The 16,841-nt window shown below is 71.7% G+C and carries 19 protein-coding genes; 9 read left to right on the plus strand and 10 right to left on the minus strand.

Translation table 11 applies throughout. The annotated features are described in order from the left end of the window. Window positions 1–7: 7 nt before the first annotated feature. From ngcE to ACTWNK_RS12775, 4 genes are read left to right on the plus strand one after another with little or no spacing between them, the layout of a single operon-like run. Window positions 8–1,444, plus strand: a complete 1,437-nt coding sequence (gene ngcE, locus ACTWNK_RS12760; protein ID WP_474304125.1) for an N-acetylglucosamine/diacetylchitobiose ABC transporter substrate-binding protein — start codon at window positions 8–10, stop codon at window positions 1,442–1,444. A 28-nt stretch (window positions 1,445–1,472) separates the two neighbouring features. Then, window positions 1,473–2,663 carry an ROK family transcriptional regulator gene (locus ACTWNK_RS12765; RefSeq protein WP_474304126.1) on the plus strand — a complete coding sequence of 397 codons (1,191 nt, stop codon included), beginning with the start codon at window positions 1,473–1,475 and terminating at the stop codon, window positions 2,661–2,663. A gap of 2 nt (window positions 2,664–2,665) precedes the next feature. Beyond that, entirely contained in the window at window positions 2,666–3,487 is an 822-nt protein-coding gene (locus ACTWNK_RS12770) for a PIG-L deacetylase family protein (RefSeq protein WP_474304127.1), read from the plus strand. Window positions 3,488–3,514: 27 nt separating this feature from the next. Beyond that, on the plus strand, window positions 3,515–4,120 hold the full coding sequence (locus ACTWNK_RS12775) for an ASCH domain-containing protein (RefSeq protein ID WP_474304128.1): 606 nt from the start codon (window positions 3,515–3,517) through the stop codon (window positions 4,118–4,120). On the opposite strand, the gene ACTWNK_RS12780 is transcribed toward ACTWNK_RS12775, so the two are convergent. Beyond that, window positions 4,033–4,467: a MerR family transcriptional regulator gene (locus ACTWNK_RS12780; protein WP_474304129.1), complete on the minus strand. Its 435-nt coding sequence runs from the start codon at window positions 4,465–4,467 to the stop codon at window positions 4,033–4,035. The two genes, ACTWNK_RS12775 and ACTWNK_RS12780, sit on opposite strands and share 88 nt — an antisense overlap. Window positions 4,468–4,549: 82 nt before the next feature. Here ACTWNK_RS12780 and ACTWNK_RS12785 point away from each other — a divergent pair, with 82 nt between their 5' ends. Next, window positions 4,550–5,944 carry an MFS transporter gene (locus tag ACTWNK_RS12785; protein WP_474304130.1) on the plus strand — a complete coding sequence of 465 codons (1,395 nt, stop codon included), beginning with the start codon at window positions 4,550–4,552 and terminating at the stop codon, window positions 5,942–5,944. 41 nt (window positions 5,945–5,985) lie between these two features. Here the strand turns inward: ACTWNK_RS12785 and ACTWNK_RS12790 are convergent, their stop codons facing one another. Further along, window positions 5,986–6,789, minus strand: a complete 804-nt coding sequence (locus tag ACTWNK_RS12790; protein WP_474304131.1) for a hypothetical protein — start codon at window positions 6,787–6,789, stop codon at window positions 5,986–5,988. A gap of 44 nt (window positions 6,790–6,833) precedes the next feature. Between ACTWNK_RS12790 and ACTWNK_RS12795 the strand changes: the two genes are divergently transcribed. Next, on the plus strand, window positions 6,834–7,667 hold the full coding sequence (locus tag ACTWNK_RS12795) for an alpha/beta hydrolase family protein (RefSeq protein WP_474304132.1): 834 nt from the start codon (window positions 6,834–6,836) through the stop codon (window positions 7,665–7,667). 58 nt (window positions 7,668–7,725) lie between these two features. On the opposite strand, the gene ACTWNK_RS12800 is transcribed toward ACTWNK_RS12795, so the two are convergent. Together ACTWNK_RS12800 and ACTWNK_RS12805 are read right to left on the minus strand one after the other, a co-directional pair. Beyond that, window positions 7,726–8,445 carry a DUF5941 domain-containing protein gene (locus ACTWNK_RS12800; RefSeq protein ID WP_474304133.1) on the minus strand — a complete coding sequence of 240 codons (720 nt, stop codon included), beginning with the start codon at window positions 8,443–8,445 and terminating at the stop codon, window positions 7,726–7,728. Continuing rightward, complete coding sequence (locus ACTWNK_RS12805; protein WP_474304134.1) at window positions 8,442–9,923, minus strand: CDP-alcohol phosphatidyltransferase family protein; 1,482 nt, start codon at window positions 9,921–9,923, stop codon at window positions 8,442–8,444. Before ACTWNK_RS12805 ends, ACTWNK_RS12800 begins: the two co-directional genes overlap by 4 nt. A 141-nt stretch (window positions 9,924–10,064) precedes the next feature. On the opposite strand from ACTWNK_RS12805, the gene recO reads away from it, so the two are divergent. Together recO and ACTWNK_RS12815 are read left to right on the plus strand one after the other, a co-directional pair. Beyond that, the gene (gene recO, locus ACTWNK_RS12810) at window positions 10,065–10,802 is read left to right on the plus strand and encodes a DNA repair protein RecO (protein ID WP_474304135.1); all 738 of its coding nucleotides are present in this window, start codon (window positions 10,065–10,067) and stop codon (window positions 10,800–10,802) included. Next, window positions 10,799–11,572 carry an isoprenyl transferase gene (locus ACTWNK_RS12815; protein WP_474304136.1) on the plus strand — a complete coding sequence of 258 codons (774 nt, stop codon included), beginning with the start codon at window positions 10,799–10,801 and terminating at the stop codon, window positions 11,570–11,572. The genes recO and ACTWNK_RS12815 overlap by 4 nt, the downstream gene beginning before the upstream one ends. 4 nt (window positions 11,573–11,576) lie before the next feature. On the opposite strand, the gene ACTWNK_RS12820 is transcribed toward ACTWNK_RS12815, so the two are convergent. The 6 genes from ACTWNK_RS12820 to ACTWNK_RS12845 form a co-directional block, all read right to left on the minus strand. Beyond that, window positions 11,577–12,125: a CGNR zinc finger domain-containing protein gene (locus tag ACTWNK_RS12820; RefSeq protein ID WP_474304137.1), complete on the minus strand. Its 549-nt coding sequence runs from the start codon at window positions 12,123–12,125 to the stop codon at window positions 11,577–11,579. A gap of 147 nt (window positions 12,126–12,272) precedes the next feature. Continuing rightward, window positions 12,273–12,662, minus strand: a complete 390-nt coding sequence (locus ACTWNK_RS12825; protein ID WP_474304138.1) for a Fur family transcriptional regulator — start codon at window positions 12,660–12,662, stop codon at window positions 12,273–12,275. After that, entirely contained in the window at window positions 12,659–13,492 is an 834-nt protein-coding gene (locus tag ACTWNK_RS12830; RefSeq protein ID WP_474304139.1) for a metal ABC transporter permease, read from the minus strand. Before ACTWNK_RS12830 ends, ACTWNK_RS12825 begins: the two co-directional genes overlap by 4 nt. Then, window positions 13,489–14,232 carry a metal ABC transporter ATP-binding protein gene (locus ACTWNK_RS12835; RefSeq protein ID WP_474310901.1) on the minus strand — a complete coding sequence of 248 codons (744 nt, stop codon included), beginning with the start codon at window positions 14,230–14,232 and terminating at the stop codon, window positions 13,489–13,491. Before ACTWNK_RS12835 ends, ACTWNK_RS12830 begins: the two co-directional genes overlap by 4 nt. 20 nt (window positions 14,233–14,252) lie before the next feature. Further along, window positions 14,253–15,200 carry a metal ABC transporter substrate-binding protein gene (locus ACTWNK_RS12840; protein WP_474304140.1) on the minus strand — a complete coding sequence of 316 codons (948 nt, stop codon included), beginning with the start codon at window positions 15,198–15,200 and terminating at the stop codon, window positions 14,253–14,255. A gap of 42 nt (window positions 15,201–15,242) precedes the next feature. Next, the gene (locus tag ACTWNK_RS12845; protein ID WP_474304141.1) at window positions 15,243–15,590 is read right to left on the minus strand and encodes a DUF6703 family protein; all 348 of its coding nucleotides are present in this window, start codon (window positions 15,588–15,590) and stop codon (window positions 15,243–15,245) included. 100 nt (window positions 15,591–15,690) lie between these two features. Between ACTWNK_RS12845 and ACTWNK_RS12850 the strand changes: the two genes are divergently transcribed. Continuing rightward, window positions 15,691–16,836 (plus strand): BtrH N-terminal domain-containing protein, encoded by a 1,146-nt coding sequence (locus ACTWNK_RS12850; protein WP_474304142.1) that lies wholly within the window; start codon window positions 15,691–15,693, stop codon window positions 16,834–16,836. The last annotated feature ends 5 nt before the right edge of the window (window positions 16,837–16,841 follow it).

Raw genomic sequence — 16,841 nt, forward strand, 5'->3', positions numbered from 1 at the left:
ACCCCCCATGTCCGGAGACATCTCTCGCCGCCAGCTCCTGCGCCGTGCGACCCTGACCGCCCTTGTCGTCGGTCCCGCCGGTGGGCTGCTCGCCGCCTGCGCCACCACGGGCGGCCAGGCCGCCGGCACGCAGAGCGCGGCGCCCGCCGCCGTGCCCACCAGCCCGGCCAACCCCTTCGGTCTCGACCCGAAGAAGCCGCTGGAGGTCGTCATCTTCAACGGCGGCAACGGCGACGCCTTCGCGACCGCCCTGCACGAGCCGCTCTACAGCAAGGCGCACCAGGGCGCCCCTGTCGAGCACGTGGCCACCCAGAAGATCGGCACCCAGCTCCGGCCGAGGTTCGTCAGCGGCGACGTGCCCGACATCGTCAACAACTCCGGCCCCGAGACGCTCGACCTGGCCGCGCTCGCGGGCGAGGGCCATCTGGCCGACCTCACCGCGCTCTTCGACGCGCCCTCCTTCGACGACCCGGCCAAGCGCGTCAGGGACACGCTGACGCCCGGCGTCATGCCGAACGCGCTGATCAACGGCGCCCCGCACGTGCTGAACTACACCGTCGGCCACCGCGCGCTCTGGCACAACACCAAGCTGTTCGCCGCCAAGGGCTGGACGCTGCCGACCACCTGGGAGGAGTTCAAGGCGCTCGGCGAGAAGGCCAAGGCCGAAGGCATCGCCCTGTTCGCCTACCCCGGTCAGGTGGGCCCGTTCTACCAGGTGTGGAACCTGCTCTACACGGCCGCCAAGATCGGCGGCAACCAGGTGCTCGTCGATGTGGACAACCTCGCCGACGGCGCGTGGACCAACCCCGCGATGATCCAGTCGGTCACCGCGTGGGCCGAGATCCAGCGCCTGTACGGCGACAAGGCCTACTTCGGCCTCGACCACACCCAGACCCAGGTCAAGCACCTTCAGGACAAGGTGCTCTTCTACCCGGTCGGTTCCTGGATCGAGAACGAGATGGCCAAGGAGATCCCCGACACCTTCGAGTACGGCATCGCCCCGGTGCCCTCGGTGACGGCCGCCGACGTCATGCCGTACGGCGCGATCTTCGTCGGTGTGGCGGAGGGCTTCTTCGCCACCGCCAAGGGCGGCAACCCGCAGGGCGCGCTGGAGTACCTGCGCGTGATGCTCTCCAAGGAGGGCGCGCGCGGCTACACCGAGCGCACCAGGAACCTCACCGTCGTCAACGGCGCGGCCGAGGGACTCGACCTGCCGCCCGCACTCAAGAGCGCCGCCAAGGCCCAGGACGCGGCCGGGCAGAACATCATCACCGACATCCGCTTCGAAGCCTGGTACAAGGAGTTGTTCGACCACGCCCAAACGCAGACCAATGCCGTCATGTCCGGCCGAATCTCGGCAGAGCAGTTCGGTACGGCCATGCAGAAGAAGGCGGATGCCGTCAAGGCGGACTCCTCGGTCACCAAGCAGACCAGGACCGTCTGAGCGGCGTCGCCGCCGAGAGGAATCCGCCGTGCAAGCCTCACCGCCACCGTCGTCCGGCAGCCCGCGCGTCCTTCGCACGCTCAACGAGCGCGCCGTGCTCGAACTCCTGCTCACCACCGGCCCGCACACCAGGGCCGAGCTCGAAGCGCTGACCGGCCTGTCCAAGGCCGCCGCCGCCGAGGTGCTGCGCAGGCTGGAGGCGGCCTCGCTGGTGCGCAAGGGCGGGCGCAAGCCGGGCGCGGCCGGACCGGCGGCGCACATGTGGGCGCTGGACGGCTCGGCGGGCCATGTGGCGGGTGTCGACATCACGCCCGAGGCGATGGACGTGGCCGTGGCCGACCTCACCGGCCGCGTGCACGGCGCCCACAGCGTACGCACCGGGCCGGGACACGACCCGGTGCGCGCGCTCGCCGACGCCGTGGCGGGCGCGGCAAAGGCGGCCGGGATCGGCATGGGCGACCTGCGCCAGGTGGTGATCGGCATGCCGGGCATCGTCGACGTCACCGGCGAGCGGCTCGACGAGGTCATGCAGATGCCCGCCTGGGCGCACGTCCACGACCTGGCCCCGGTGCGTGAGGCGCTGGGCCTGCCTGCCGTACGCATGGAGAACGACGTCAACCTGGTCGCCGTCGAGGAGCAGGCGCACGGGGCCGCGGCCGGAGTGGCCGACTTCGTCCTGTTCTGGCTCGGTCAGGGGATCGGCGCCGGGGTGGTGCTCGGCGGCAGGCTGCGGCGCGGCGCCACCAACAGGGCGGGCGAGATCGGCTCCATCACCGTCGCCGACCCGGCCCGCACCGGTCGCGTGCTCGGCCCCGAGGGCGGCAGGCTCGACGCCGTGCTCAGCACGCCCGCCGTCGCCGCGCTCGCCAGGGCGCACGGCGTGCGGGCCGACGGCGTCGCCGAGGCCGTCGCCTCCGGGCACCCGGCCTTCCTCGACGACCTGGCGGCCAGGATGGCCTCGGGCGTCAGCGCCGTCGTCGGCGTGCTCGACCCCGACCTCGTCGTACTCGGCGGGCCGCTCAGCCAGGCGGGAGGCGAGGACCTGCGTGCCAGGGTCGCCGCCCGTCTCACCGGTTCGCTCGCCGCCACCCCCTTGGTCTGCAGCGCCGTCACCGGCAACGCCGTACGCGCCGGAGCCGTCGAGCACGCGCTGACGCTGGCCAGAGAGACCGTCTTCCAGGCCGGGACCGCCGGCCGTCCGACCCCTTCCTTGGAGTGACCTTGCTGAAGACCCTTGTCGTCGCCGCCCACCCCGACGAGGCCGAGATGTACGCGGGAGGCGTCAGCGCGCTGCTGGCCCGCAACGGGCACGCGGTGAAGTTCGTCTCGCTGACCAACGGCGACGCCGGACACTTCTCGATGGACCGTGAGCCCCTGGCCAGACGCAGGGCCAAGGAGGCCGTGGCCGCGGCGGAGGCGCTCGGCGTGCTGGAGTACGACATCCTCGACATCCACGACGGCGAGCTGGAGGCGTCGATCGCCCTGCGCAGGACCGTCGTCGAGCTCGTCAGGCGCTGGCGTGCCGATGTCGTGATCACCCTGCACGGCGAGGGGCCCGGCCATCCGGACAACCGGGCCGCGGGGCGCGTGGTCGCCGACGCCATCGCCTTCAGCACCACGCCGAACGTCGTCCCCGGTGTGCCCGCGCTGGAGCGCCAGCCGTTGTGCCTGCACATGGTGGACTACGCCTCGCCCGGCTACCACCGGGCCGATCTGGCCGTCGACGTCGACGAGGTCATCGAGGCCAAGGTCGCCTCGTGCGTGGCACACGCCACCCAGTTCTTCGAGTACTCGCCCGCCGCACGCGACCTGGCCCACCTCGTGCCCGACGCCTCCGACGCCGCCGGGCGCGCCGAGTTCGTGCTGACCCACTGGGCCGAGTACATGCACGTGCCCGAAGGTGCCCGCGAGGCCCTCACCACCTGGTACGGCCCCGGCCGCGCGGAGAAGGTACGGCACGCCGAGACCTTCCAGTTCGCCGCGTTCGGCCGTGCGGTCACCGACGAGGCCGAGCTGAGGCGCCTGCTGCCGGTCTTCGACTGAGCGGCACCCGCCGGGCACAATGCAGGTGTGCTCTTCAAGCAGGCCACGCTGGACGGCATCGCCAGGGGCGAGGTGGACCTGGCGTTCAGGCGCTGGCGCGCACCGCGTGCCAAGGCGGGCGCCAGGCACCGCACGGCCGTCGGCATCGTCGAGATCGTCGCCGTCGACGAGCTCACCTCGGCCACGGCCCTCGACGAGCTCACCGAGCGGGAGGCGCGCAGGGCGGGCTACACCTCGGCCGCCGCACTGCGCACCGACCTCGAAGGCCGCGACGGCGTGCTGTACCGCATCACGCTGAGCCACGCCGGGGCCGACCCGCGTGAGGCGCTGCGCGAGGAACTGCCCGACGCCGAGGCGATGGCCGCGCTCGCCGCACGCCTGGACGCGCTCGGCCCGTGGAGCCGGCGGACGCTGGCGCTCATCGCCGAGCATCCTGGCGTGCGGGCGGCCGACCTGGCCGCCCTGCTCGGGCGTGAGCGGCTGTCGTTCAAGGCCGGGGTGCGCAGGCTCAAGGAGCTCGGCCTGACCGAGAGCCTGACGACCGGCTACCGGCTCTCGCCGCGCGGCGAGGCGCTGCTGGAGACGCGCGTGCCGTCCGAGGAGCCTGGCGAGCTCGGGGAGCCCGGGGAGTAGGCCGCCTCGATGACGTCGTCGAGCACCTCACGCGAACGCACCAGATCGGCGATCATCCGGTCGATGCGGGCACGCTCGGCGGTGAGGTCGTCGACCAGGCGTGGGGTGGCGATGTCGGAGGCGCCTCCGTCGGCGTCGCGCATGCAGGGCAGCAGCTCGGCGATCTTCACACTGTGCAGCCCGGCCGCGAACAGCTCCTGGATGCGGATGACCCGGTCGATCGCGCTGTCGCGGTACTCGCGGTGCCCGCCGGAGGTGCGTTCGGCGACCAGCAGGCCCTGCTTCTCGTAGTAGCGCAGCGACCGTTCGCTGACGCCGGTGCGCCTGGCGAGTTCGCCGATGCGCATGCCGTACTCCTTCGGCGGTTCGGGACTTGAAGGCGGTTCGGGACTTGAATCTGACATTGGTGACAAGTTCTACCGTACCGGGATGTCGTACAAAGCGTCTTCCTCTCGGGCGGGGTGGGTTCTGGCCCTGCTGGCGTTCGCGCAGTTCGTCATCGCCATCGACTACAACATCGTCTATGTCGCGCTGCCCGACATCGGCAGGGAGCTCGGCTTTCCCGGGCACAGCCTGCAGTGGGTGGTCAGCGCCTACGCGGTCACACTCGGCGGGTTCATGCTGCTCGGCGGGCGTGCGGCCGATCTGCTCGGACGGCGTCGCGTCTTCGTGCTCGCGCTGGTGCTCTATGCCGTGTCCTCGCTCGTCGGAGGGCTGGCGGGCAGTCCGGGTGTGCTGATCGCGGTGCGCGCGGTGCAGGGGCTCGGCGCGGCGCTGCTGTTCCCGACCACGCTGGCGCTGATCGGCGCCCTGTTCGCCGAGGGGCCCGCGCGCAACCGGGCGATGGCCGTGTGGGCCGCTATGGGCGGCGCGGGGCTGGCGGCCGGTGCCCTGCTCGGCGGGGTGCTCACCGAGGTGTTCGGGTGGGAGTCGACCTTCTACGTCTTCGTGCTGCTGGCCGTGGTGGCCCTGGCCGGGGCCTTCGCCCTGCTGCCCGCCGACGGGCGAGCCGCGCTCGCCGCGCGGGGGCGCAGGTTCGACCTGCCGGGCGCGCTGAGCGCCACGGCGGGGATCACCCTGCTGGTGTTCGTGCCCGCGCAGGGGCCGGAGTGGGGCTGGACGTCGGCGCCGGTGCTCGGGTCGCTGGGGCTCGGCGTGCTGCTGCTGGTGCTGTTCGCCGTCATCGAGTCACGCAGCCGCGATCCGCTGGCGCCGCCCCGCATGCTCGGCAACCGCAGTCTGGTGGCGGCGATGGCGATCACAGCGGTCTTCGGGGCCGGGCTCGGCGCGCAGTACTACCTGCTCACCGTCTACCTCCAGGACGTCCTTGGCTACGACCCGTTGCGGGCCGGGCTGGCCTATCTGCCGCTGACCCTGCTCAACATCGCGGGGACCAAGCTCGCCGAACGCCTGATCACCAGGGCGGGCATGCGCACCGCCCTGTCGGCCGGACTGGTCGCCGGGGCGGCGGGCATGGCCCTGCTCGGCCTCACGCTGGCGCCCGGCGCGTCGTTCGCCGTCGTCCTGCCCGGCATCATGGTGACCGGTCTCGGCATGGGCATGGTGTGGACATCCATGTGGATCGCCGCGGGCAACGGCGTCGCGCCCGCCGAGCAGGGCGTCGCCTCGGGCCTGGCCTCCGTCACCCACCAGAGCGGCCTGGCCGCGGGCACCGCCGTCATGGTCGCCCTCACGCACGCCGCCTCCACGCTGACCACCGGCCTGAGCCTGTCGTACTACCTGGCGGCCGGGGTCACGCTCGCGGGGGTGCTGGTCACGGGCCTGGCCCTGGGCGCCGCACGGCGAGGGGCGCTCGCGGGGTGAAGGGCGGGGCCGCCCGCGCGTGCGGGCGGCCCGGCGGATGATCAGGGAGTCCGGAACGGCAGGAACTTCAGGACGGGAGCCAGGGTGAACAGCGGCTCGCCCGCCTTCAGCGCAGGCTCGCCGACGATGGCGTTGACGGCGTCGGCCAGCGGCTTGGCGACATTGAAGTGCCACGGCGTGATGCCGCCGCCGAAGCCGCCGTCCTTGATCCCGGCGACCGAGAGCAGGACCTCGGGGGCGAAGCAGGTGGCCAGCTGGATCTCCGTGGCCAGCCGCACCCCGTTGATGACCGGCCTGCCGTACGCGCCGCAGGGGGCGATGCGCACGGCGAAGCCGTCGTCGACGCGGAAGTGCCGACCGGCGTCGGGAAGGGTGAGCGCGAAGCCGCCCGGGTAGCAGATGCGCCCGTCCAGGCCGATGCTGTCGTACTGCATGCCGATCGGCATCTTGATGCCCGCGTCGGCGCCCGTCTGGTCCAGCAGCCGGGTGACGGGCTTGAACGCCTCCCACTGGGCCTCGTACTTCTTCACCAGCTGCCTGAGCTTCGGCGACCACAGCACGGTCGCCTCGCCCCACGGGGAGAAGTACAGGCCGCCCTTGGTGCTGGAGCAGTACTCCCCCTGGGGGGAGGGCGGCGGCACGGAGGCCGAGGCGGGCGCGACCGGCAGCGAGCACGCCAGGGCGGTGGCCAGGGCGGCGGCGAGTGTGCGGGCGATACGCATGATGGTGTTTCCCCTCATGATCTTCATGGGGGGAACGATCACAGTATGCACGTGCGGGAGCGCCGTGGCGACGACCGCCGGTTCGCCGTCGGCGTAGACCGGGAGGCGGGTGGTGTCGGCCATCCGGCCTACTGTGGTGGCGGAGGCCGAGGAGCGGGGAGGCGCGCATGTCCGAGGTGATCACCGGCACGGCGACGGGTGGAGTTCCGTTCACCGCGTTGCCTCCGGCCGTTCCGCTCGCCGGGCCGGCGCCGCTGGTGGTGACCTGGCACATGATGGACGCCCCGCGCACCGACGCCGCCTTCGCCGCCGCACTGCCGATGACGGGAGTGCAGGCCTGGCGCGTGCATCTGGGCATGCCGTGGTGCGGGGCCAGGCAGTGGGACGGCGGTCTGGCCGCGGCCAGGCGCGATCCCATGATGGGCTACCTCGACCCGGTGATCGGCCAGGCGGCGGGCGAGCTGCCCGCGGTGCTGTCCTACCTGCGTCAGCGCTTCCCGCTCGACGACGGCCCGATCGGCGTCGCCGGTGGTTCGCTGGGCGGCGCGGTCGCGCTGAGCGTGCTGGCCAGGCTCGGCGGGCAGGTGCCGATCGCGGCGCTCGCCCTGGTGAACCCGGCCGTCAGGGCGCGTTCGGTGGTCGGCCTGTTCGAGGGCATGGAGGGCGGCGGCCCCTATCCCTGGAGCGAGGAGTCGAGCGCCGCGGCCGATCGGCTGGACTTCGTCGAGCTGGCCAGGCAGGGGCGGGTGTCGGGGCCGAGCGGCCCTCCGGTGCTGGTGGTGAGCGGCGAGCAGGACCTGCCGCCGTTCCGGACCGACGCCGTGGCCCTGATCGACGCGTTGCGCGAGCAGCACGCCTACACCCGGCTCGTCCAGGTGCCCGGCCTGGGCCATGCCCTGGCCGAGGAGCCCGGCCTCGAACCCGCCCCCCAGCTCCCCGCCACCCGGACGGTCGACCAGGCCATGACCTCCTGGTTCCGCCTGCACCTGCCGCTACGCTGAGCGCCCTCCCGTCCGCACGGCGGAGGAGAGGGCGCGAAAAGCGAGTCGGGGGAGCGGGTCAGGCCTTCTCGGCCTCGCCGGTGGCCTGCTCAAGGGCCTCTTCGGGCGAGGCCTCCAGGTCCTGCTCCGCGTCGGCGCCTGCCTGCGCCGACGCCTTGTCCAGCCGTACCCAGCTGGTGACGCTCTCCACCGCGAACAGCACGAGCAGATAGGCGGTCAGAACGGCCAGCACGGGCGTCAGGACGCCGAGCGCCGCGCCCACGCCGATGATGATCAGCCGCAGCTCCCACCCGAGTCCGGCCTGGAAGACCCACTTGGGCGGCCAGATGCTCTGCCTGGTCCGGTAGACGGTGTCGTAGGTGTGGTAGCCGATGACATAGAGCAGCACGAACAGCAGCCACTTGGGCGCCTGCGCACTCAGCCCGACGAGAATGATCGTCAGGAACTCGGTGCCGCGCAGCAGCGGCGGGGTGAGCCAGTCGAAGCGGCCGAGATGGTCGCGCGGCGCGGTCGGCAGCACCAGCAGGACCATGATCGCCACCGGGACCAGCAGGATCGGGCCGCTTTCGAGCACGCCGGTGACGGCGACGGCGATGATGGCCAGCAGGGCGGCCAGGGTGGCGGGCACGGGCGGAAGGCCCTTGCCCAGGCGGCGGCCGACGGCTTCGACCAGCGGGCCGTCGTCGCGGTAGGCGAGCAGGCGCGCGGTCTGGATGCGCCTGCGCTCCTCGTCGGGGTCGGGGGTTGCTCCGGGAGTGGTCTGCGGCTGGGTGATCATGCGAGCGACCTCATGAGACGTCCGGTGAGGGTGTAGGCCGAGGCGACGGCGCCCCAGATGACCAGCGTGAGGAAGGTGACGCGGGCGTCGAAGAAGGCGGCGGTGATCGCGATGACGCCGAAGCGCTCGCCGATCGGGAAGACCACCATCTTGCGCGCCCAGTGCACGGCGCGGAACCTGCCTGCCCTGGTCCACATCTTCAGCAGACCACGGACGCCGGTGTTACGCGAGGCCCTTCGCTCCTCCAGCGCCTTGCGCAACGACTGGTCGCTGTCGACGGTGAAGGCGAGCTGCGGCAGCGGCGACGGCGGCTTGCGCCGGTTGGCGGCGCCGAAGGAGAAGTCGAGCAGGTGCTTGACCGACTGCATGGCCAGCGCGATGAGCGCCAGCGTCCACACGTCGCCCTGCCCGGAGACGGCGAAGCCGACGGCCAGCCCGGCGAAGACGACATACTCCTTGAACCGGTCGAACGTCGCGTCCAGCCAGGCCCCCAGCACCCCGAACTGCCGGGCGTAGCGCGCAACCTGCCCGTCGACGCAGTCGAAGACGAAGGCGAAGTAGATCAGCACACCGCCCGCGACCATCCAGGGCCGCTCACCGGTGGCGAAGCATCCGGCGGCGAGCACGCCCAGGGCGATCGAGATCAGCGTCACCTGGTTCGGCGTGAGCCCCCGCCTGGCCGCCCAGCGTGCGATGAAACGTGAGTACGTGCTGACGAAGTAGGTGGTGAAGAAGCCGTCGGCCCCCTTGACGGCATTGTTCAGCCTGGCCCTGTCCTCGTCGAAGGTGGCGAGCTCGGCGACGGCCTCGTCGGCCTCGGCCTGGGTGGCGACCCTGCGGTAGTACAGGTCGCGGCGACCGCGCAGGCCGAGCGAGACGCCCCGCCTGACCAGGCCGAAGGCGACGACCTGCACCAGGTCGTCCTCGGGCCCGAACAGATGGGCGAGCTCGGCCAGGTCACGGCAGGCTTCGGCGAGCGTCTGGGCGTGCTGGGCCTTGATGTGCAGCGGGCCGAGCAGGACGGCGTTGGGCCTGGTGACGGCGTGGTGCGCGCTGCCGACCGAGACGATGCGCGAGCGACCGGCCCGCACCCTGACCGGCAGCCCTTCGAGGAAGCGCGCGCCGATCTCCGGCTCCGCCTCGTCGATGGGGATCTGGTCGACCTCTTCCTCGGCGTTCTCGGGGCGTGGTTCCTTGGCCACGAGCGCGATGGCGCCGCGCTTGGCCTTGGTGATCTGGTAGATCAGCTCGTCGTGGATGACCGAGCTCGACGGCATGATCAGGAGGTTGTCCTGGGCCGATTCGGCGATCTCGGCGAGTGCGCGGAGCTCGGTGGCGAGGTCGGCGCTCTGTATGGTGGCAGGCTGCGGGTCGAGCGAGACGAGCTGCGAGCGCAGCCGTTCGGAGACCGAGGGGGAGCCTGGCAGAGCGGCAAGGCGAAGGCCGGGCGGAGAGCCCAGCAGGACCACGCGGGTCATGTCACCCTTTCGACGCGGATAACGCGAGTAACTGGGGGCCGAACAACTGATGAAGCACGGGCAGACGTCAAAGTCTAGTGAGCTTCGGGTAAAGCCGATCCATCCGAGGTTTGCGGAGCCGGGAATCCATAGGATGAGCAGGTGAGTCTGTACCGGGACGAAGGTGTCGTGCTGCGCACGCAGAAGCTGGGCGAGGCCGACCGCATCGTCACCATCCTCACGAAACGCACAGGAAAGGTACGCGGCGTAGCAAAAGGCGTCCGCCGTACCACCTCGCGCTTCGGGGCGCGGCTGGAGCCGTTCACCCACGTCGATCTGCAGCTGCACACCGGCCGCTCGCTCGACATGGTCACCCAGGCCGAGACCATCCGTCCGTACGGCGAGGCACTGGCGAGCGACTACCCGCGCTACACGGCGGGCAGCGCGATGCTGGAGACGGCCGACCGGCTGACGGCCGGGGAGAAGGAGCCGGCGTTGCGCCAGTTCCTGCTGCTGGTCGGAGGGCTGCGCACGCTGGCCGACGGCACGCACGAGGCCAGGCTGGTGCTCGACGCCTACTTCCTGCGCTCGCTGGCCGTCGCCGGGTACGCGCCCGCGCTCGACCTGTGCGCCCGATGCCAGACCGGGCACGTGCGCGCCTTCGCCATCGTCGCGGGCGGCGCGGTCTGCGGGGCGTGCAAGCCCGCCGGCGCCAGCGTGCCAGCGGGGGAGACGCTCGACCTCATGGTGGCGCTGCTGCGCGGCGACTGGGTGGCGGCGGACAAGTCCGAGCCTCGTCACCGCAACGAGTGCAGCGGGCTGGTCGCGGCATACCTGCAGTGGCACCTCGAACACGGCATACGCTCTCTTCGACACGTCGAAAGGGAGCCCGCAAGGTGAATGTCCGTCCCCCCGCACCCCATCCGTCCGGCGCGGTGCCGCCGCCCATCCCGCGCGAGTTCGTGCCCAAGCACGTCGCGATCGTCATGGACGGCAACGGCCGCTGGGCCAAGGGGAGAGGCCTGCCCCGCACCGAAGGGCACAAGGCGGGCGAGGCGTCGCTGTTCGACGTCATCGAAGGCGCGATCGAGCTCGGCGTCCCGTACCTGAGCGCCTATGCCTTCTCCACCGAGAACTGGAAGCGCTCGCCCGACGAGGTGCGCTTCCTCATGGGCTTCAACCGCGACGTCATCCGCCGCCGCCGCGACGAGCTCAACGCCATGGGCGTGCGGGTGCGCTGGGCGGGCAAGCCGGGCAGGCTGTGGAAGAGCGTCATCGCGGAGCTGCAGGACGCCGAGGAGATGACCAGGGCCAACCGCACGCTGACCCTGCAGTTCTGCGTGAACTACGGCGGCAGGTCGGAGATCGTCGAGGCCGCCCTGCGCCTGGCCGACGACCTGGCGGCCGGCCGGGTCAAGCCGGGCAAGGTCAACGAGAAGGTCTTCGCCCGCTACCTGGACGAGCCAGACATCCCCGATGTCGACCTGTTCCTGCGCTCGTCGGGCGAGCAGCGCTTCTCCAACTTCCTGCTGTGGCAGTCGGCCTACGCCGAGATGGTGTTCCTCGACCGCCTCTGGCCCGACTTCGACCGCCGCGACCTGTGGCACGCCTGCGAGATCTACGCCAGCCGCGACAGAAGGTACGGCGGCGCCGTGCCCAACAAGGTCTGAGGGCTCAGCCCCGGCGGCGGGCGCGGTAGGCGGCCACGTGCATGCGGTTGCCGCACGTGCGGCTGTCGCAGTAGACGCGGGAGCGGTTGCGCGACTCGTCGACGAACACGCGCTCGCAGTCGGGCGCCGAGCAGGTGCGCAGGCGCTCGCGCTCGCCGAGCACCAGGAGCTGGGCCAGCGCGACGCCGCAGTCGGCGGCGATGTGCTCCGACAGCGAGGCGTCGGGTGCGAAGTAGTGCACGTGCAGCGGGTGCCCGTCGTGCTCGGTGAGGCGCGGCGTGATGCGCGTCTCGCCGAGCAGGGAGTTGAGCAGGTCGACGGCCAGGCGCTGGTCGTCGCAGGTGAAGACCTGGTGGAAGGCCTCACGAAGGTCGCGCACCCGCACCAGGTCCTGCTGGGTCAGCATGCTGATGCCGCTGACCTTGCGCTCCTCCACGAATGCGCGAAGGTCGTCCAGGCTGGTCAGGCCGTCGTCTGATCCCGTCGACGGTGAGGTGTTGACCAGCTCGACCACGGTGGCGAGTGAATACACCATGTCATGGCCAAACGACATGTTGACTCCTGTCCAAGCCCGGTTCCGGCGTGGAGGCAGCGTATCTCCCTCCAGGGCTCCAAGGGTCCTTCCGCCGCGTCCTCATCGGTGTTACGCGCGAACGCGGCCGATCTTTCTTCCGGCCGCACGCCCTCGCGGGGTCGCGCCTCAGCCCGCCTTGGCCGCGGCCGAGCAGGACGAACAGGTGCCGAACACCTCGACCGTGTGCGTCACCTCGGCGAAGCCGTGCTCGGCGCCGACGGCCTCGGCCCAGCGTTCGACATCGGGCCCCGCCACCTCCACCGTGTGGCCGCAGCGGCGGCAGACCAGGTGGTGGTGATGGTCGTCGCTGGCGCAGGCCCGGTAGACGGACTCGCCGTCGTCGGTGCGCAGCACATCGACGAGACCGCCGTCGGCCAGCGCCTGGAGCGCCCGGTAGACGGTGGTCAGGCCGATCTTGGCGCCGTCCGAGCGCATCTCGGCATAGACGTCCTGGGCGCTGCGGAACCCCTCGCTACGGCGAAGGGTGTGGTGCACGGCATCACGTCGGGTGGTCACACGGCCTCCTTGGCTCGGCTCCGCCGTACGAATGTACCGACACCGAGGGCCAAGACGAACCCGGCGAGCGACACGAGCACGATGCTGGCGCCCGAGGGGGCCTTGGCCGACACCGTCGAGACGAGCAGCCCGCCCACGGCGGCGATGACGCCGAACAGCATGGCCAGGCCCATCGTGGCCTTGAAACTCCTGGTGAACTGCTGGCTGGTGGCCACGGGCACCACCATCAGCGCGCTCACCATCAGCAGCCCGACCACCCGCATCGCGATCACCACGGTCAGTGCGGCGACCACGGCGGTCAGCAGGCTGAGGAAGCGCACCGGCAGGCCGCTGGCCTTGGCCATCTCCTCGTCCTGGCAGAGCACGAACAACTCCCTGCCGAACACCGCGACCACCCCGATCACCACCACGGCCAGCACGCCGATGACCACCAGGTCCTCGGGCTTGACACTGGTGATCGCGCCGAACAGGTAGGAGGTCAGCGTGGCGTTGCTGCCGCCCGGCGCCAGGCTGATCAGCAGCACGCCGCCCGCGATGCCGCCGTAGAACATCAGCGCCAGCGCGACGTCACCACTGGTACGGCCGCGCGCCCGGATCAGCTCGATGGCCACCGCCCCGGCGACCGAGACGACGACGGCGGTCAGCACGGGCGCGGTGTTGGTCAGGAAGCCGAGCGCGACGCCGGTCAGCGCGATGTGGCCGATGCCGTCGCCCAGCAGCGACAGGCGGCGCTGCACGATGAAGGTGCCGACGGCGGGCGCGCACAGGCCGATGAGGAGCGCGGCGATGAGCGCGCGCTGCATGAAGCCGTACTGCAGGAGTTCGATCACGGGTTGGCCATCCAGGTCGTGGCCGGTTCGTCGGCGTGGGGATGCACATGGACGTGGTCGGGCTTGGCGCAGTCGCCCTCGGGCTCGACCGGGGGGCCGTCGTGGGCCACGAGGCCGTCGCTGATCACCACGGCCCTGGTGATCAGCGGCTCCATCGGGCCGAGTTCGTGTGCGACGAGCACGATGGTGCGACCGGCCGCCACCAGGGTCGCGAGCGCCCGCGCCAGATGCCGCTGGCTCTCGGCGTCGACGCCCGCGGTCGGCTCGTCCATGACGTAGACGTCCGGCTCCCCGGCCAGGGCACGGGCGATCAGCACCCGCTGCTGCTGGCCGCCGGACAGGGCGTGCACGGGGTCGCCCGCGCGATCGGCCAGGCCGACGCTGTCCAGGGCGGCGGACACGGCGGCGCGGTCGGCCGCGGAGGCCGGTCGCAGCCTGCTCTGGCGGGCGATGCGGCCCGAGCCGACCACCTCGCGCACGGTCGCGGGCACGCCGCCGCCCACGGCCAGGCGCTGCGGCACGTAGCCGATGCGCCGCCAGTCGCGAAAGCGCGAGGGCGGGCTGCCGTAGATCAGGGTCTGCCCGGCCGACAGCGGGCGCAGGCCGAGCAGCGCGCGGACCAGCGTCGACTTGCCCGAGCCGTTGGCGCCCATCACGGCCACCACCTCGCCCGGCTCGACGGTGAGGTCGATGCCGCGCAGCACGGGGCGCCGGTCCAGGCTCACCTGGCCGCCTGTCATCGTGAACGGTGTCTGTCGCGTCAAGAAGTGCACCCCAGTGCGCTCTGCAGGGTGGCGAGGTTCTGCCGCATGGCCGTGGCGTAGTCGCCGGTCTTGGGCAGGCTCTCCAAGGGATCGAGGACGGCGGTCCTGGCGCCGACCTCGGAGGCGAGGACCTCGGCGACCTTGGGGCTGACGAGGGCCTCGGTGAAAATGGTAGTCACCTTCTCCTGCTTGGCGACCTTCGCCACCTCGGCCAGCCGGGTGGGCGAGGGCTCGGCGTCGGGGTCGATGCCGGTGACGCCGACCTGCTTGAGGTGGTAGCGGTCGGCCAGGTAGCCGAACGCCTCGTGCGAGGTGACCAGCGTCTTGCTGGCACAGGTGGCCAGGCCCTTGGCGTACTCGGCGTCGAGCGCGGTGAGCGCGGCGGCGGTGCGGGCCGCCCTGTCCTTGTAGGCCTGGGCGTGCGCCGGGTCGACGGCGCCGAGGCGCTCGCCCAGCCGGGTGGCGACCTGGGCGAACCTGCTGGGGTCGAGCCACAGGTGCGGGTCGTAGGCGACCTCGTGCTCGTGCGCCTCCTCGTCCTCCTCGTGCTCGTGGCCCTCGATCGTCCGCACGCCTTCGGCCGCGTCGAATGTGCGCTCGCCGCCGACCTGGCCGAGCGCCTCGTCGACGGCGGGCTGCAGGCCCTTGAGGTAGACGGTCAGGCTCGCCTGTTCGAGCTCGGCGACCTGCTGCGGGGCGAGTTCGAGGTCGTGCGGCTCGACGCCGGGCGCGGTGAGCGGGGCGACGGCGAGGTCGGGGCCGCCGACCTGCTCGGTCAGCCACTGCAGCGGGTAGAAGGCGGCGACCACCTTGGGCTTGCCGTTCTCCGTGGCGCCACCGGTCGCGGCGGCGCCCGCACCGCAGGCCGCGGTGCTCAGCAGGGTGGCGGCGGCAGCGGCAGCGAGGGTGCAAATGCGGATACGTCGGGAGGAGTCTGGCGTCACCTCCCCAGTATCGGCAAAATGAAAACGGTTGTCAAAATCAGGTCAGAAGGCCCCGAACCGGTCGGCCACCAGGATCAGCAGGAAGGCCAGCAGCACCAGCCGCAGCAACCCGCCACGCAGCCCCAGCGAAGGCCACGACATGTACGCCAGCCAGCCGACGAACGCGGCCACCGGAAGCGCGGCGAGCCCGCCGAGCCAGCCGGGCACCGCGAGCGCCGTCAGCAGCAGCACGACGAGCGCGACGGGCAGAATCCAGCGCGGCAGCTGGAACAGATAGACCAGAGGGGCGGCGCTGCGCTGCTCGACGGCCTTGCGCAGGCCGGTCGCCCCCGGGGTGAAGAACTCCTCGCCGGGTGGCAGTGGACGCGCGGACTTCTTACGAGTGGCCACGCCGAGAGCCTAGACTGCACCCTGCGGCGCGCACCAGCGCCCGCGACCGTCTTCAGCGCACCGCCACACCACGGCGCGCGTGCCGCGAGCGGAGTCGACCATGGCGGACAACCGGCAGCTCAAGCCCCATGACGGGTCCTGGACGTTCAACGGCGGACGCCACCCGTCGACGGCGGTGATCGCCTCCCTGACCGGGGTGCCCGAACCGCTGGTCTTCCTCGCGGGAGGCGGCGTCGGCGCGGGCTACATCCTGTGGGAGTTCAAGCACCACAGCGCCGCCACGCTCACCCTGGGCTTCACCAACCAGTGGCAGTACTACCAGCGCTGGATGGACAAGACGCTGACCAGGCTCGGCGCCGAGTACACCGAGCACACCACGTCGGGCGCCAAGGGCGCGGCCCAGCGCCTGGCCGACGAGCTGGCCGCCGGGCGGCCCTGCATCGTGCTGCCCGACCGCCACCTGCTGGGCTACTGGCACCTGCCCGCCCATCTCGACGGCCACGGCGGGCACCCGGTCATCGCCTACCGGCTGGAGGACGGCATGGTGTCGGTCGACGACAGGGGACAGGTCCCGATCCTGGTGCCCGTCGCGCGGATGGACGCGGCCAGGGCCAGGGTCTCCTCGTACAAGAACGTGCTGTACGTCGTGGAGACGCCCGAGGAGCTCACCGTCGGGAGTGCGGTGCGCGAGGGGCTGCGCGACTGCGCCGAGCATCTGTCGAGCTCGTCGGACTCCTTCTCGCTGCCCGCCTGGCGCAAGTGGGCGCGCATGCTCACCGACACGCGCAACGCCAAGGGCTGGCCGCAGGTCTTCCCCGGAGGCGTGGGGCTCACCGGGGCGCTGCTGTCGGTGTGGGAGGGCGTGGAGCCGGTCGGGATGGAAGGCGGCAACCTGCGCGACCTCATGGCCGACGGGCTCGCCGAGGCAGCCGTCCTGCTGGAGGAGCCCGAGCTCGCCGTGCTCGGCGAGGAGTACCTCCGGATCCACCGGCTGTGGCACGACTTCGCCGAGGCCGCGCTGCCCGTCGAGCGCTACGGCAGGATGCGCGAGCTCACCACGGCGATCCGCGAGTCGCTGCTGCGTGAGGGCCAGGCGTCGGCCGCCGACTCCGAGGAGCTGTGGCGGCTGCGCGCCGAGGCCGACGAGCGCAAGCAGGAGGCCGATCTGGGCGCGCTCGCCGAGATGCTCAAGGACATCGTCGCGGCCGAGAGCGCCGCGACAGCGCGTTTGCGCGAGCTCGTCTGACATTC

The organism is Nonomuraea sp. IBHARD001 (assembly GCF_056106265.1).

What these genes read in the sequence shown, in the direction of transcription:
- ACTWNK_RS12850 (WP_474304142.1), top strand. Translation starts at nt 15,691, where the DNA reads ATGGCGGACAACCGGCAGCTCAAGCCCCATGACGGGTCCTGGACGTTC.
- ACTWNK_RS12795 (WP_474304132.1), top strand. Translation starts at nt 6,834, where the DNA reads ATGTCCGAGGTGATCACCGGCACGGCGACGGGTGGAGTTCCGTTCACC.
- ACTWNK_RS12835 (WP_474310901.1), bottom strand. Translation starts at nt 14,232, where the DNA reads ATGACAGGCGGCCAGGTGAGCCTGGACCGGCGCCCCGTGCTGCGCGGC.
- ACTWNK_RS12790 (WP_474304131.1), bottom strand. Translation starts at nt 6,789, where the DNA reads ATGGCCGACACCACCCGCCTCCCGGTCTACGCCGACGGCGAACCGGCG.
- ACTWNK_RS12800 (WP_474304133.1), bottom strand. Translation starts at nt 8,445, where the DNA reads ATGATCACCCAGCCGCAGACCACTCCCGGAGCAACCCCCGACCCCGAC.
- ACTWNK_RS12785 (WP_474304130.1), top strand. Translation starts at nt 4,550, where the DNA reads ATGTCGTACAAAGCGTCTTCCTCTCGGGCGGGGTGGGTTCTGGCCCTG.
- ACTWNK_RS12805 (WP_474304134.1), bottom strand. Translation starts at nt 9,923, where the DNA reads ATGACCCGCGTGGTCCTGCTGGGCTCTCCGCCCGGCCTTCGCCTTGCC.
- ACTWNK_RS12780 (WP_474304129.1), bottom strand. Translation starts at nt 4,467, where the DNA reads ATGCGCATCGGCGAACTCGCCAGGCGCACCGGCGTCAGCGAACGGTCG.
- ngcE (WP_474304125.1), top strand. Translation starts at nt 8, where the DNA reads ATGTCCGGAGACATCTCTCGCCGCCAGCTCCTGCGCCGTGCGACCCTG.
- ACTWNK_RS12820 (WP_474304137.1), bottom strand. Translation starts at nt 12,125, where the DNA reads ATGTCGTTTGGCCATGACATGGTGTATTCACTCGCCACCGTGGTCGAG.